The organism is Acinetobacter sp. WCHA39 (genome assembly GCF_002165385.1).
Taxonomy (GTDB): domain Bacteria; phylum Pseudomonadota; class Gammaproteobacteria; order Pseudomonadales; family Moraxellaceae; genus Acinetobacter.
In genome coordinates, this window is sequence record NZ_NHRP01000009.1 from 85,605 (window position 1) to 99,378 (window position 13,774).

The 13,774-nt window shown below is 39.6% G+C and carries 17 protein-coding genes; 8 read left to right on the forward strand and 9 right to left on the reverse strand.

The window, feature by feature from the left end; translation table 11 throughout:
* The first annotated feature begins 11 nt into the window (after positions 1–11).
* On the forward strand, positions 12–695 hold the full coding sequence (locus tag CDG56_RS06495; protein ID WP_087547321.1) for an FKBP-type peptidyl-prolyl cis-trans isomerase: 684 nt from the start codon (positions 12–14) through the stop codon (positions 693–695).
* A gap of 43 nt (positions 696–738) precedes the next feature.
* Here the strand turns inward: CDG56_RS06495 and murJ are convergent, their stop codons facing one another.
* From murJ to CDG56_RS06515, 4 genes are all read right to left on the reverse strand, one after another.
* Positions 739–2,289: a murein biosynthesis integral membrane protein MurJ gene (gene murJ / locus CDG56_RS06500; RefSeq protein WP_171295113.1), complete on the reverse strand. Its 1,551-nt coding sequence runs from the start codon at positions 2,287–2,289 to the stop codon at positions 739–741.
* A 62-nt stretch (positions 2,290–2,351) separates the two neighbouring features.
* The gene (gene ampD / locus CDG56_RS06505; protein ID WP_087547323.1) at positions 2,352–2,921 is read right to left on the reverse strand and encodes a 1,6-anhydro-N-acetylmuramyl-L-alanine amidase AmpD; all 570 of its coding nucleotides are present in this window, start codon (positions 2,919–2,921) and stop codon (positions 2,352–2,354) included.
* A gap of 61 nt (positions 2,922–2,982) precedes the next feature.
* Positions 2,983–3,396 carry a hypothetical protein gene (locus CDG56_RS06510; protein WP_087547324.1) on the reverse strand — a complete coding sequence of 138 codons (414 nt, stop codon included), beginning with the start codon at positions 3,394–3,396 and terminating at the stop codon, positions 2,983–2,985.
* A 60-nt stretch (positions 3,397–3,456) separates the two neighbouring features.
* Positions 3,457–3,753, reverse strand: a complete 297-nt coding sequence (locus tag CDG56_RS06515) for a hypothetical protein (RefSeq protein WP_143225688.1) — start codon at positions 3,751–3,753, stop codon at positions 3,457–3,459.
* A 348-nt stretch (positions 3,754–4,101) separates the two neighbouring features.
* Here CDG56_RS06515 and nadC point away from each other — a divergent pair, with 348 nt between their 5' ends.
* Positions 4,102–4,947, forward strand: coding sequence for a carboxylating nicotinate-nucleotide diphosphorylase (gene nadC / locus CDG56_RS06520; RefSeq protein WP_087547326.1), 846 nt, complete (start codon positions 4,102–4,104; stop codon positions 4,945–4,947).
* On the opposite strand, the gene CDG56_RS17045 is transcribed toward nadC, so the two are convergent.
* The 4 genes from CDG56_RS17045 to CDG56_RS06535 form a co-directional block, all read right to left on the reverse strand.
* Positions 4,944–5,111 (reverse strand): hypothetical protein, encoded by a 168-nt coding sequence (locus CDG56_RS17045; RefSeq protein WP_171295114.1) that lies wholly within the window; start codon positions 5,109–5,111, stop codon positions 4,944–4,946. The two genes, nadC and CDG56_RS17045, sit on opposite strands and share 4 nt — an antisense overlap.
* Positions 5,112–5,422: 311 nt before the next feature.
* Entirely contained in the window at positions 5,423–6,139 is a 717-nt protein-coding gene (gene rph / locus CDG56_RS06525; protein ID WP_004665354.1) for a ribonuclease PH, read from the reverse strand.
* A gap of 108 nt (positions 6,140–6,247) precedes the next feature.
* Positions 6,248–7,390, reverse strand: coding sequence for a fatty acid desaturase family protein (locus CDG56_RS06530; RefSeq protein ID WP_171295004.1), 1,143 nt, complete (start codon positions 7,388–7,390; stop codon positions 6,248–6,250).
* Between the two features lie 30 nt (positions 7,391–7,420).
* Positions 7,421–8,446, reverse strand: coding sequence for a ferredoxin reductase (locus CDG56_RS06535; RefSeq protein WP_087547327.1), 1,026 nt, complete (start codon positions 8,444–8,446; stop codon positions 7,421–7,423).
* A 312-nt stretch (positions 8,447–8,758) separates the two neighbouring features.
* On the opposite strand from CDG56_RS06535, the gene CDG56_RS06540 reads away from it, so the two are divergent.
* Together CDG56_RS06540 and CDG56_RS06545 are read left to right on the forward strand one after the other, a co-directional pair.
* Positions 8,759–9,409 (forward strand): TetR family transcriptional regulator, encoded by a 651-nt coding sequence (locus CDG56_RS06540; protein ID WP_087547328.1) that lies wholly within the window; start codon positions 8,759–8,761, stop codon positions 9,407–9,409.
* 107 nt (positions 9,410–9,516) lie between these two features.
* Entirely contained in the window at positions 9,517–10,152 is a 636-nt protein-coding gene (locus tag CDG56_RS06545) for a TetR/AcrR family transcriptional regulator (RefSeq protein WP_004665358.1), read from the forward strand.
* A gap of 48 nt (positions 10,153–10,200) precedes the next feature.
* Here the strand turns inward: CDG56_RS06545 and CDG56_RS06550 are convergent, their stop codons facing one another.
* The gene (locus CDG56_RS06550) at positions 10,201–10,821 is read right to left on the reverse strand and encodes a thiol:disulfide interchange protein DsbA/DsbL (RefSeq protein ID WP_005163611.1); all 621 of its coding nucleotides are present in this window, start codon (positions 10,819–10,821) and stop codon (positions 10,201–10,203) included.
* Between the two features lie 178 nt (positions 10,822–10,999).
* Here CDG56_RS06550 and ubiG point away from each other — a divergent pair, with 178 nt between their 5' ends.
* The 4 genes from ubiG (at position 11,000) to CDG56_RS06570 (ending at position 13,752) form a co-directional block, all read left to right on the forward strand.
* Positions 11,000–11,713 (forward strand): bifunctional 2-polyprenyl-6-hydroxyphenol methylase/3-demethylubiquinol 3-O-methyltransferase UbiG, encoded by a 714-nt coding sequence (gene ubiG, locus CDG56_RS06555; RefSeq protein ID WP_005163612.1) that lies wholly within the window; start codon positions 11,000–11,002, stop codon positions 11,711–11,713.
* Positions 11,713–12,411 (forward strand): HAD family hydrolase, encoded by a 699-nt coding sequence (locus CDG56_RS06560; protein ID WP_005163613.1) that lies wholly within the window; start codon positions 11,713–11,715, stop codon positions 12,409–12,411. The genes ubiG and CDG56_RS06560 overlap by 1 nt, the downstream gene beginning before the upstream one ends.
* Positions 12,412–12,442: 31 nt before the next feature.
* Positions 12,443–13,189 carry a YciK family oxidoreductase gene (locus CDG56_RS06565; RefSeq protein WP_087547329.1) on the forward strand — a complete coding sequence of 249 codons (747 nt, stop codon included), beginning with the start codon at positions 12,443–12,445 and terminating at the stop codon, positions 13,187–13,189.
* Between the two features lie 179 nt (positions 13,190–13,368).
* On the forward strand, positions 13,369–13,752 hold the full coding sequence (locus CDG56_RS06570; protein ID WP_087536667.1) for an RcnB family protein: 384 nt from the start codon (positions 13,369–13,371) through the stop codon (positions 13,750–13,752).
* The last annotated feature ends 22 nt before the right edge of the window (positions 13,753–13,774 follow it).

The window sequence follows — 13,774 nt, forward strand, 5'->3', positions numbered from 1 at the left end:
TGGAAGAAATAATGAAAAAACTAAGTTTGATTTTAATTGTCTCAATGATGAGCACAGCACATGCAGCACCCATTACTTTAAAAAGCCCACAAAAAGATCAGTTAGGATATAGTTACGGTTATTTAATTGGTAAGAGTTACGCAGAGACATTAAAAGATCTTGATATTGCAACAATCTCACAAGGTCTAGAAGAAGCGATACAAGGTAAGTCTGCATCGTTAACTGATGAAGAAATGATTAACCTATTAAGCCAATATAAAAAGCGTCTCGAAGCAAAACAACTGATAGAATTTCAGGAACTTGCTCAAAAAAATGAGCAAATTGGAAAAACGTTTTTAGCTGAAAATACAAAGAAAGCTGAGATTATAACCACTAAATCAGGTTTACAGTACCAAGTGATCCAAGAAGGCAAAGGCAAATCACCTAAAGCAACTTCAACAGTAAAAGTAAATTACGAAGGACGACTCTTAGACGATACGGTATTTGACAGTTCAATTGCACGAAATCATCCAGTTGAATTCAAGCTTAACCAAGTCATCGCAGGTTGGACTGAAGGTGTTCAAACCATGAAAGTGGGTGGTAAGAGTCGTTTGTTTATTCCAGCAAATTTAGCATATGGCGAAGTGGGTTCAGGCGATGTGATTGCGCCAAATAGCACACTCATTTTCGATATTGAATTACTTGAAGTTAAATAGTAAAAACCCTCCATCAGGAGGGTTTAGTTTTTTTAGAGAGGTATTAGGCTCTTAAATGTCTTGGGCGGAACCCTGTTGCCAATAATCCTACCGCATAGGCCACTACACCAACAACACACAACCCAACCACTTCAGCAATTCTTAACCACTGTGAAATATCACCTTGATACCAAGTCAATCCATACCAGAGTGCAGCAATCATAGTGAGGTTGGCAATGGTAAATTGCATTACCAGTTTCTTCCAGTGCGTTCCAAAACGATAGATATTGCGTTTGTGCAAATAGAAATACAACATGCCTGCATTCACCAAAGCTGAGCCTGATGATGCTAAAGCTAAAGCCATGTGTTCTGCATGCCAATCAATTAATTTAAAGAAACCGATAAAAACGACGTTTAAAATCGCATTGGCAGCCACTGCCATCAAACCGACACGAACAGGGGTTTTGGTGTCTTGCTGAGCGTAAAAACCAGGTGCAAACACTTTGATCAACATAAATGAAATCACCCCTGCACTCATACATTGCAAGGCTAATGCTGTCATTCGTGTATCTTCCAACGTAAATTCACCGCGCTGAAACAATGCCTGAATAATTGGGGTGGACAGCATAAATAAGGCAATACTTGCAGGAATGCCCACCAACATAATGATCTTGGCAGCCCAGTCAATCATGCTCCTGAATTTGGCCTGATCCTGTTCGGCATGACGTGCTGATAACGAAGGTAAAATCACTGTACCGATTGCTACGCCAATTAAACCCAATGGCAGCTCTGTCATACGTTCAGCACTATATAACCATGACACTGAACCATCTTGCATGAATGAAGCCCAAATCGTATTCAGCAATAAGTTGATCTGCGTGACTGATACACCAAATAAAGCAGGTAACATCAGTTTTAAAATACGGTCAACACCTTCATGTTTAAAATCAACTTTTGGGGGAATCAGTAAGTTTTTATTCCATAATTCAGGAATCTGAATCGCGAGCTGTAAAACGCCTGCCACGACAACGGCCCAGCCTAATGCCATAATGGGCTCCGCCATATACGGCGTTAACCACCATGCCCCTGCAATCATTGCCAGATTCAGCAACACAGGTGAAAAGGCTGGCGATGCAAATGAACCATAACTATTTAAGATGCTACTCGCAAAAGCCGTTAATGACATGAACATCAGATAGGGAATCGTAAGACGAAACATATCAACGGCAAGGTCAAATTTCTCAGGATCGTTATGAAATCCGGGTGCGTAGATATAAATAATTGCGGGTGCAGCAACCATTGCGACAAACGTCAATAATGACATGGCTGTGAGTAGACAACCAAAAACTCGACTGATGAGAATCTGAACCTCGGCATGCGCACGACTAGTTTTATATTCTGTTAGAACAGGAATAAAGGCTTGAGAAAATGCCCCTTCCGCAAATAAACGCCGAAAAAAGTTGGGAATACGAAAGGCAACAACGAAAGTATCGAAGTCCTTGCCCGCACCAAATACATTGAGTAGCACAACATCACGTACCAATCCCAAAATTCGGGATAACATCGTCATTGCACTGACAATGACAGTCGATCGCCACAATGCCATCGCATTCACCTACGGCTTATCTTTTAAAAAGCGTTATTGTAATGAAAGTCAAAATAGATTTCGTTGTGAAATCATAAATTCGACGAAGTTTTTTTAGATAGTAATTGACGGAATAATTGCCAATCAAAATATAACCCGGGATCAGTTTTACGTTTTGGGGCGATATCAGAGTGACCTGCAATATGATTCTGAATTTTTGGATAGGCCTGTCGCAGTACCGTTACGACTTCTACGAGAGCCTGATATTGTTCAACTTCAAAAGGCAAATCATCGCTGCCTTCTAACTCGATCCCAATCGAATAATCATTACACTCTTTTTGAGCCAGATAACTCGAGCGCCCTGCATGCCATGAGCGATCATTAAAGTTTACAAATTGAATGACCTCTCCCGTACGCAAGATCAGCAAATGTGCGGATACCTGCATCCCTTCAATGGTCTGAAAATAAGGATGGATAGACCAATCTAATTTATTTTGAAAAAACTGCTGAATATAGCCTCCACCGAACTGTGAAGGTGGCAAACTAATATTATGAATAACAATTAGTTGAATATCTGTATCATCAGGACGAATATTAAAATTAGGTGATGCAATCTGTGTTGCGCCGTGTAGGATTCCATCTTGGGCTTTAAATTGTTGCATGCTGAGTCTGATCCACTCACAGTTTTATGTTTCCTATATAACATAACTCAGGTAGATAGCGTTATTGCAACCTATAGGAATCAGCCAATGCTTCTGCATCCGAAAGTGCATTATGTGGAACTTGAGAGGGAAATTTAATTGTTCCCGTCCATAACTCCAAAGTTAAAGGCGGTATTCGCATTGCTCGCCCTGCCCCAAGCACAAGACTACGGGTAAATAATGATAAATCTTCTGCCCAATCTGCAACCACATGTATTTCATCATACTCATTCAAAAATAAACTTAATTTATTTTGAAATTCAGTGAGTGAAATTGGTGCTTGAGCAAGTATGGGCATCACATTTACAGCCACCCAAGCCACTGGTTGCGGACAATCCAATACTTCATAAAAATAATGTCCCTCTTCATCAATCAATGCCATTGAAATCAGTTCACCACCAAAACCGTTAAATTCACAGTCTAAAAATAAGTTCATATCTTTTCTTTGTTTATTAATTAGCTAGCCCCAGAACATAAGTCAAGGGGCTAATATGAGTTATATACCTAACTGTTCAGCAGTTTTTTTAGCTTCCAGAATTTCTTCGTAACTAAAAGATTTTTCTGAAATATTTTTTGGGATATAACCATCAGGATTTTCCTTATCAGGCATATGACTTCCACCATGATAAGCCCGAGACTCTCCTTGAATTGTGAAAATTACATATCTTGGCTGAATACCTTTCTTTCCTGTTTCACCAAATTTCAACTGGTCATTTGATGATTCCATATTGTGTAATACTTTCTCAAGATATATTGAGCCTAACTTATAAATAGGATCGCCCCAAATCATCATTTTCTCCTTTAATTTAGTTTCCAAGATGAAATAAAAATCAATGTAAAAACTCTATTAATTTTGGTTTTCACATATATGAATACAAACGAGAGGGCGAGAAGTTAAGCGCAAAATGTAATTTTTTGTAATTAAAAATATAACTTATTGATATTAAAAATTTTAAATTTTATAAAAATCACCAAAATTGATCACTTATTATCCATAATTTTTACAGCATTTTCGTGAACTAATTTTAGTTTTCACGTTATATTTACACTTTCATTTTAGCCTGTGATGACATACCCTTTTTTATCAAGAGAATGCTAAGATAAGCCCCAAGTTTTTTGGTCAACATCTACTGGAAATCGTATGAGCATCCCTCAATCTTTGCTTGAACAATCTATTCAAATCAATATTCAACAAGCATTACAAGAAGATATTGGGGATGGTGATATTACCGCAATGCTTACCCCTGAAGAAGAGCAAGCAACCGCAACGATTATTACCCGTGAAGATATGGTATTGGCGGGTCAGCCTTGGGTGAATGCACTCATTCAAGCATATGACAGTAATGTTCAAATTACATGGCTAAAGCAAGAGGGTGAACGTGTAGCGGCAAATGAGGCGTTTTTAAAACTTGCAGGTTCTGCACGTAGTTTACTGACTGTGGAACGTCCTGCTTTGAACTTTATTCAAACTCTTTCTGCTGTGGCGACTAAAACTGCAAATTATGTGCAACAACTTGAGGGTTTAAATACCAAATTGCTTGATACACGTAAAACCTTACCCGGTCTACGTATTGCACAAAAATATGCAGTTGCTGTGGGTGGTGGACAGAACCATCGTCTAGGTCTATTTGATGCATTCTTAATTAAAGAAAACCATATCATGGCAGCGGGTGGCATTGCTCAAGCAATTGCTAAGGCACATGACATTGCACCGGGTAAACCTGTCGAAGTAGAAGTTGAGACTTGGGACGAGTTAAACCAAGCACTTGAAGCTGGTGCAGATATCGTCATGTTAGATAATTTCAGCCAACAACAGATGATTGACGCGGTTAAACATGTTGCAGGGCGTTGCAAATTAGAAGCCTCAGGCAATATCACCATTGAAAATTTACGCGAAGTTGCAACAACTGGCGTCGACTATATTTCAATGGGTGTACTCACTAAGGATGTGAGAGCTGTCGATTTATCTATGCGTTTTAATGCTTAGACATCATCTATCTCAGTTGAATGCTTATGAGTCGAAGTATCGATAGATGCTTCGGCTTTTTCACTCCATGCTGACTTAGCTTGTGTCAAATCTGTTGGTCTTGGATCCGCAGCCATTAAAACAAAAGTCACTGCCGATAATAAAACCAAAAAAACTTGTACCATGCTTCCCGTCCTTCTTTATTTTTCATTTTTCTAATCTATCAAAGCAAAATGATTCAAATAAATGGGTTATGTGACAAACTGCAAAGATTGTTTGATTTTATGTTGAGAAATAAATTGACCTGTTCATTTCGTTACTTGCTGTTACAGCCCTTGGCAACAAGTTCGTGTTGATATGCTATGGTTGGACTTTTGACTTGGGTTGTACTCATTTTCCTGAGTATTTATAGGTTTATGCTTCATTAGCATCTAAATTGATCAATAAAAAAAAGGCGGTCTAAACATACCAGACCGCCCGCACTATCAACTGGAGATTACCAACCGAGTGCCTGCTGTTGCTTCTGAATCAATTCTGCGATTCCTTTTTCTGCAAGCTCTAACATGGCATTAGACTGCTGGCGAGTGAAGGGTTTCTCTTCCGCCGTTCCCTGAATCTCAATAAATTCGCCCGCCTGCGTCATCACCACGTTTAAATCCGTTTGGCAATTTGAATCTTCTTCGTAACACAAATCGAGTAAGACTTCGTCTTGGTACATTCCTACTGAGATTGCTGCTACGAGACCTTTTAATGGGTCTTGTTTAATCTTTTTATTGCTCAGTAACACATTCATGGCATCAACTAAAGCCACCGCTGCGCCTGTAATGGCTGCTGTACGCGTACCGCCATCTGCTTGAATGACATCACAGTCAATCGTAATCGTGTTCTCACCCAACTTCTTCAAATCCACCATGGCACGAAGACTACGACCAATGAGACGTTGGATTTCTTGGGTACGTCCTGTTTGCTTACCGCGCGCTGCCTCACGGTCACTACGTGTATGCGTCGAACGTGGCAACATACCGTATTCAGCAGTCACCCAACCTTGCCCTTGACCTTTCAAGAAACGTGGAACTGAGTTATCAATACTTGCTGTACACAACACTTTGGTATGACCAAACTCAACCAAAACTGAACCTTCTGCGTAACGGGTATAGTTACGTGTGATTTTTACTTCACGTAATTGGTCTAATGCTCTTTGGTCAATACGCATAACGATTCCTTAAAACTATGGCACAAATATGATTGCGCCATAGTATAGCTCAATTACACGTGCTTTCAGTTTTACTTATTCGTTACAATTCCACGAATAAGCAATCCTTTAAGCAAATTTAAATCTCGCTTTTAAATTAGTCCAACCTTGCGCCAATTGTGCCGACATATCATTTGGCAATGAACATTTTGCTAAACGTACCCAAACTGTCCAAAATTGCTTCATGAAATTCGCTTCGTTATAGTTCACGCCATATTCAGCACATAAAGCTCTGATCTGTGGTGCCACTTGCTCATAACGATTGGCTGGCATATCTGGGAACAAATGGTGCTCAATCTGATGGCTTAAGTTACCACTCATAAAGTGCATCCACTTACCACCTGTGAAGTTGCTCGAACCACGGATCTGACGCAAGTACCATTCAGCCTTGCTTTCGTTCTCAGTATTATCGGCTTCAAAGGTTTCTGCATCTTCAGTAAAATGACCATTAAAAATCACTGCCGAAGACCATAAGTTACGAATCACATTGGCTACAGCATTGCCTGCCAATACTGGGATAAAGTTAATGGTCGCAATCGCAGGGAAAAACACATAATCTTTGAGGACTTGGCGAGTCGCTTTTTTACGAAACTCGGCTGCATCTGCCCACACTTGTTTCCATGTTTTAGTTTTGTAGACCAAAGCATCTTCTAAATGTAGGTTTTGTACGCCCACATACCATTGGAAAAAGAACATTAACTGTAATGCCAATGGAATATTGGCCAAATGACGAACTTCCCATTTTTGATCTTCCGTGACACGTAAGATGCCATAGCCCACATCATGGTCTTTGCCCACAATATTGGTATAAGTATGGTGCATATAGTTATGGGTAAAACGCCAGTCATTGCCTGAACAGGTATTGTCCCAGTCATAATCTTCACCACGTAAACTTGGGTCATTCAACCAGTCAAACTGACCATGCATGACATTGTGTCCAAGTTCCATGTTTTCGACGATCTTAGATACGCCTAACATTGCTGTACCTAATAACCATACAGGTGGAATCCAACCACCGAACATCAACATGCCACGAGATGCAATCTCGGTATAACGCACAAAATTACGGACTTTATAGATATATTTTGAATCTTCTTCGCCTAAATTCTGCATAACAGCCAAACGAATCTCTTCGACACGGCGACCAAATGCTTCAACTTGCTCTGGCGTTAAATGTGCTGACTTTGATGCTGCTTTAAATTCTAATGCCATATTCATTTCAATTATCCTCAATATTTGTTTTTATAGGTCAATCGTGACTGGGCTAAGGGCTTGGCTTACACATAACTTGATCGCACGATTAGGCTGATCATCAATCTCACCCGTAATCACGTTCTGTGTTACACCACTAACTTTAGTACAGCTACAGCGATTACATACCCCCATACGACAACCATGCTGTGGGCGTAAACCTGCTTGCTCCGCACTACTTAATAGATTGGTCGTTGCAATAAAATTCTGTTGTGCACGACGGAAAGTAATCGGTTGAGCTTCGTTAGACTGCTCAATTTGTACAGGTTGGAAAAATTCTTGATGAAAATTTCCTACCGCATCATGTTGAGCATAAATCTCTTGTGCTTGGCGCATCATGCTGTGATGACCACAAGCATATGCCTGTAATTCTTTAAAATTCGGAACTAACTTTTCTAATAAAGCGGTATCTAAATGCTGCTTTTGCTGTGCTGTATTAAAAAAGTGATATTTCAGTTGTGGATATTGTTCTGCTAAAGCCAATATTTCCTGATGGAACACTTCAGCACGGTTAAAATACACGACATGAATTTCTTTAAGCTTTTGAGCAACTGCCTGTTTTAACAATGAGTAAATTGCAGTAATCCCAGAACCAGAAGCAATCAAAAGTGCAGACTGTTGTCCTTGATGTAGCACAAAATCGCCTTGTGCTTGAGAGATTTCAAAACGATCCCCTACACGCAATTGTTGTGCTGCTTTTGACACTAAACCTTGAACCTTAATGCCTAATCGAATTTCACCATTTTTAGTCATATCGACAATTGAATAGCTACGTTGGTGATAAACCCCATTGATCATTAGCGTGATCAAAACACTTTTACCTGCTTCAACTTCAATGAAATCAAAGTTGTGGTTTGGTTTTATGGTGAGTAAAACCATATCTGAGCTTAACGACTGTACAGCGGTAACTTCTGCAAGAATACGTTTCCAAGCAAACGTTGGCTTTATTTTTTGCAAAACAAAATCAACAAAATCTTCTCTAACCCAATGTGGCTGATAATTTAACTGTGCGCTCATAAGTTCCTCGTTTTGTATCTGGCTATTTATCTTGAGTGAACGTATGTTCATGTAGTGAACATATGTACACTATATTTATTTGTGTTCACTCAGTCAACACTTGTTCACTATTTTTTGAAATTTTTTTATGCTTTTTTATAAGTAATTAGAAATATTAATAAAATAATTATTCTTAGGCTTCACCACGCCAAAAGCGATTGCTGATATTTCTTTGTCTAATTGAAAATGTGTCTGATTTAGCTCTGGATTAGGGCTAAAAAAATGATGTTTTTTTTGCTAGACTCTACCGTATGGTTTTAATGGATCTTATTCATGTCGATTAGAGATGAACGAAAACAACAGAGTCGTCAGGCTTTACTTGATGCAGCGCTCCACCTCAGTACTTCTGGGCGTTCATTTAGTAGTATTAGTTTGCGTGAAGTTGCACGTGAAGTTGGCTTAGTCCCAACGGCATTTTATCGTCATTTCCAAGATATGGAGGCATTAGGGCAAGAACTGGTTGACCAAGTGTCTTTGCATTTAAAAAGCTTGATTCATCAATTGGGGCAAAGCTATTTAAAACATAGCGGATCTGCTAAAACACGGACAAGCATTGAACTGTTTGTACAGGCTGTCAATCATAGCCCTCAGCAATGGCAATTTATGATTGCAGAACGTTGGGGCGGCTCCGAAACTGTTCGTATTGCGATTGCACGTGAGATTGAATTTTTGATTGAAGATCTCGCAATCGATTTATGCAAACTCGAGACCTTTAAACACATTCAAGAAGCCAAAGATTTACAAGTGTTATCAACGATTCTGATTAATATGTCATTTACATGGGCAATGACGTGGATCAACTTACCGAAACAATTTCCAATTGATCGTTTGTTAGAACAACAAAACTTATTTATTGACAATGCAGCGACCCAAGTCCGCTTACTTTTCCGAGGTATCTCGAACTGGGAACCACAAAACGCCTGATCTTATCAAAGCTAAAGTTTGATATATAAAAGCATTGCTTAGCGTTATGATTAATAACACACTAATGCAAATGCCGTTTAGAACACTATGAGGAGCCTATAAGCATCATGAATCCTGATCGTCATACTCAGTTCTTAATTCGTAAAGAAAAAATTTTGCAGGTTGCAGAAAAACTTTTACTAGAAAACAACCAAGAAATGACCTTGGATGAACTGGTTGCCGAGCTAGATATTGCTAAAGGTACTTTATATAAACATTTCCGCAGTAAAAATGAATTACTGTTGGAACTGATTATTCAAAATGAAAAAGAAATCCTAAAGATTTCAGAAAAATATAACACTGATGTCAAAGAATATGCGCCTCGCTATATGCTTTACCATTTAACCTCACCGAGTCGTACGATTTTACTGCATCAGTTAGAAGAACATCTGACGATGACCGAGTCCAAGCTCAAACATCTGTTCGATGAGCTTTATGCGATCCGCCAACAGCGTATTATTTCGCTCAAAGATATGACTGAAAAATATTTAAAATCACAGAATTATGATATGTCGATTCGTGATTATCTTTCTTATATTTGGTCTCTGACTTACGGCGCAGCTTTGCTCTTGAATTCAAGCTATTACCAGCGTTCAATTGGTTCTCGTGAGAAGCTGATTAACCTGTATGTAAACCAAGCTCTGTCTTTACCGACACAAAAAGTTCAAATCGATTTAAAAGATTTACAAATCGATCAAAACTAAATAAAAAGGACTGCCACTGCAGTCCTTTTTTATTGCTCATAGTATGAACTATTTCGCTTTGCGTTCTTTTTCTAATAAGTAATCAACAACTTGTGTCACTTTGCCATCTTCACCTTGCACAACATACTTACCGTTTACAACAACGGCAGGTACGCCCGTAAGTTGATATTGCTGTGCCAATTTATTTGACTCAGCCACTTTTGCAGTGATTGGGAAAGAGTTAAACATACTGTTAAATTTCTGTTCAGGCACGCCATAACGAGCAAAGAATTTTGCTTGTGATGCTTGATCAAAAATTTGTTGTCCGCCGTCATGGATGGCATGGAACAATGGAATATGGGTTTTCTTACGTACACCTAGTGCCTCAGACACATAGTAACCTCGAGCACCCTGCTCCCATACTTTATTCATCGCTGCTGGCGTACGGAGGAAATATACATCGCTTGGAATCTTCTTTAACCACGTTTGCATATGTGGTTCAAGCTTAAAGCAGTGCGGGCAACCGTACCAAAAGAATTCACGTACTTCAATTTTTCCCGCTGGCGCAGCTGTTTTACCCGGATTGGCAACCACGGTATAGTCTTTACCAGCAACAAAATCAGCAGCCATTGCATTCATCGAAAATGCCATTACAGCTGCACTTAAACCACCTAATACTAACTTTTTCATTGAGTTTGCTTTTCCTCTAAGCATTTTTCGTAAGTTTATATGCTAAATATAAATCAAACACGACTAATTCGTTTTGCTTGTGTGAAGTTTTTTATTGGATTTATCGCTTTTTTTTCAAGAAGCGCTACACTAACAACAGATTAAACCGAAATAATCATCCTAATATAGAGGTATTTCCATGTCACAATTGAATGTTGACCCACAAGAAATCGCAAAATTTGAAGCATTGGCTGCTAAATGGTGGGATCAACATTCTGAGTTCCGCCCACTTCATCAAATCAATCCTTTACGTTTAAATTGGATTGACGAACGTGTTGGTGGCTTAGCAGGTAAGAAAGTGCTTGATGTTGGCTGTGGTGGCGGTATTTTGGCAGAAAGTATGGCTCGTCGTGGCGCTGATGTTTTAGGGATCGACATGGGTGAAGCACCGCTGGCTGTAGGACGTTTACATGCACAGCAAGACAATGTGCAAAATATTGAATATCGTCAAATCCCAGTTGAGGAGTTGGCGCAACAACAAGCAGGACAATATGACGTAGTGACCTGTATGGAAATGATGGAGCACGTTCCTGATCCAGCCTCAATTGTCAAAGCCTGTCAAACACTGGTTAAACCAGGTGGACACGTCTTCTTTTCGACCATTAATCGCAATCCAAAATCCTATTTATTCGCCATTATTGGCGCAGAATATGTCCTACGTTTGTTACCCAAAGGTACGCATGATTATCATAAATTTATCCGCCCTTCAGAAATGGCGCATGATATTCGTAATGCAGGCTTGAGTCTAAAAGAAATGACAGGCTTACATTACAACCCTATCACTAAGCATTATTGGTTAGCACCGAATGTCGATGTGAACTATATGGTTCATACCACAAATACAGGTGCCTAATGAAAGCCGTTTTATTTGATCTTGATGGTACTTTGATCGATACTGCTGCAGATTTTATTCGCATCATTCAACAAATGTGCCGTGATGAACAACGTCCTGTTGTTGATGCAGCAACCATTCGCACTCAAGTGTCTGAAGGCGCACGGGCAATGGTCAAATTGGTGTATCCAGAATTGGATGTGACCGATCCCATCTTTCTCGCCCATCGCCAGCGCTTTTTAGATGTATACGGTGACAATATTGTGGTGGATACGGATTTATTTGTTGGGATGTATCCTCTGCTCGAAGAACTTGAGGCAAACCAGATTCCTTGGGGAATTGTCACCAATAAACCACGTGGTTTAAGTGAATCATTATTGGCTGAATTAAATTTAACCGAACGCTGTGCAGTTTTGGTTTGTCCTGAAGATGTTACACATACCAAACCCGATCCTGAACCGATGTATCTAGCGGCGAAACAGTTGAATCTGGATGCCAAAGACATTATCTATGTGGGGGATCACCCACGTGATATTGATGCAGGACGTAATGCGGAGATGTACACGATTTTGGCGGCTTACGGGTATTTACCAATAGAATCTCGTGATGATCTGAACGCTTGGCAAGCAGATGCAATTATCCAAACTGTGACTGAGTTACATCAACTGCTCAAACAGAAAATCTCTGCTTTATCAGAAAATCAGGGTATGATGAGCTAAACATTCAACATAAGAACTAGGAGGCATAACAATGAAATATTCAGAATATCAACCTCGTCCAGATCTACTCAAAGATCGTATCATTCTCATCACGGGCGCAGGTGATGGAATTGGTCGAGCTGCTGCTCTTAGTTATGCCCTTCATGGTGCAACTGTGGTTTTGCATGGACGTAGCCTGAATAAACTTGAAGTCATTTATGATGAAATTGAAGGTTTAGGTGCACCACAGCCTGCAATATTGCCATTACAGCTTTCAACTGCATCCAGTCATGACTATGAGCTTCTTGTCGATACGCTTGAGCAACAATTTGGTCACTTGGATGGAATTTTACATAATGCGGGCATGTTAGGTGATCGAGTTGAACTAGCGGATTACCCTGTTGATGTTTGGGACGATGTCATGGCCGTAAATTTACGTGCACCTTTCGCGTTAACTCAAGCATTATTACCACTGCTTGAAAAATCTGAACATGCTTCAGTGGTATTTACCAGTTCGAGTGTAGGTCGTGAAGCTCGTGCTTTATGGGGAGCATACTCTGTTTCTAAAGTTGCAACCGAAGCAATGAGTAAGATTTTTGCAGCAGAAAACACCTATCCGAATATTCGTTTTAACTGCATTAATCCAGGCGGTACCCGTACAGCGATGCGTGCGAAGGCTTACCCAGAAGAAGATCCAAAAATCCTTCCAACGCCAGATAGCATTATGCCTGCATATCTTTATTTGATGGGTGATGATAGTTTAGATATGAATGGGCAAAGTATTGATGCTCAATCTTAACCAATTGAATATAATAAATTTAAACAATATTAAATACGGGCTTCGATGATACTTTTCTAGAGAAATTGCTTAAGGATCTCCATCTTTTTAATGGAATAATGAATTGATCTTCACAGTTTCTCTGCATTTTTAAGGTACAGTTTTCACATGAGAGACATCCGAAGTCCATAAGGTGCATCATGAAAAAATTTTTCATTATCTTGGTTTTAGGTTCAACAACCCTATTGAGTAGTATGGGTAGTTTTGCAGGTCCACATTTTGATCGTGATGATGACTCACGCGGTGGTGGCTGGCAAGGTCGTAACTTTGATCGTCCAGATGATGAAAACCGTATGCGTGAACGTCGTATGCGTGAAGAACGTGGTGTTGAGCGTTTAAAACAACATCGCTGGCAAGCAGGTTACGTCATGCCACAGCATTATCGCGGAAACGGCTACAAAGTTGATTATAAATATAATAATCTCCCACGCCCTGGTCGTAATGAGCAATGGTATAAAATCAATAATGATTTTATTTTAGTCAACTCTGATGATAATAGTATTATCCGAATCATGGGGTTCTAAACATATTCTCGGACGATGACTG

Excerpts from the sequence above, each read along its gene's own strand:
- CDG56_RS06495 (WP_087547321.1), top strand. The coding sequence starts at position 12 with ATGAAAAAACTAAGTTTGATTTTAATTGTCTCAATGATGAGCACAGCA.
- ampD (WP_087547323.1), bottom strand. The coding sequence starts at position 2,921 with ATGCAACAATTTAAAGCCCAAGATGGAATCCTACACGGCGCAACACAG.
- CDG56_RS06510 (WP_087547324.1), bottom strand. The coding sequence starts at position 3,396 with ATGAACTTATTTTTAGACTGTGAATTTAACGGTTTTGGTGGTGAACTG.
- CDG56_RS06515 (WP_143225688.1), bottom strand. The coding sequence starts at position 3,753 with ATGATGATTTGGGGCGATCCTATTTATAAGTTAGGCTCAATATATCTT.
- nadC (WP_087547326.1), top strand. The coding sequence starts at position 4,102 with ATGAGCATCCCTCAATCTTTGCTTGAACAATCTATTCAAATCAATATT.
- CDG56_RS17045 (WP_171295114.1), bottom strand. The coding sequence starts at position 5,111 with ATGGTACAAGTTTTTTTGGTTTTATTATCGGCAGTGACTTTTGTTTTA.
- rph (WP_004665354.1), bottom strand. The coding sequence starts at position 6,139 with ATGCGTATTGACCAAAGAGCATTAGACCAATTACGTGAAGTAAAAATC.
- CDG56_RS06530 (WP_171295004.1), bottom strand. The coding sequence starts at position 7,390 with ATGGCATTAGAATTTAAAGCAGCATCAAAGTCAGCACATTTAACGCCA.
- CDG56_RS06535 (WP_087547327.1), bottom strand. The coding sequence starts at position 8,446 with ATGAGCGCACAGTTAAATTATCAGCCACATTGGGTTAGAGAAGATTTT.
- CDG56_RS06540 (WP_087547328.1), top strand. The coding sequence starts at position 8,759 with ATGTCGATTAGAGATGAACGAAAACAACAGAGTCGTCAGGCTTTACTT.
- CDG56_RS06545 (WP_004665358.1), top strand. The coding sequence starts at position 9,517 with ATGAATCCTGATCGTCATACTCAGTTCTTAATTCGTAAAGAAAAAATT.
- CDG56_RS06550 (WP_005163611.1), bottom strand. The coding sequence starts at position 10,821 with ATGAAAAAGTTAGTATTAGGTGGTTTAAGTGCAGCTGTAATGGCATTT.
- ubiG (WP_005163612.1), top strand. The coding sequence starts at position 11,000 with ATGTCACAATTGAATGTTGACCCACAAGAAATCGCAAAATTTGAAGCA.
- CDG56_RS06560 (WP_005163613.1), top strand. The coding sequence starts at position 11,713 with ATGAAAGCCGTTTTATTTGATCTTGATGGTACTTTGATCGATACTGCT.
- CDG56_RS06565 (WP_087547329.1), top strand. The coding sequence starts at position 12,443 with ATGAAATATTCAGAATATCAACCTCGTCCAGATCTACTCAAAGATCGT.
- CDG56_RS06570 (WP_087536667.1), top strand. The coding sequence starts at position 13,369 with ATGAAAAAATTTTTCATTATCTTGGTTTTAGGTTCAACAACCCTATTG.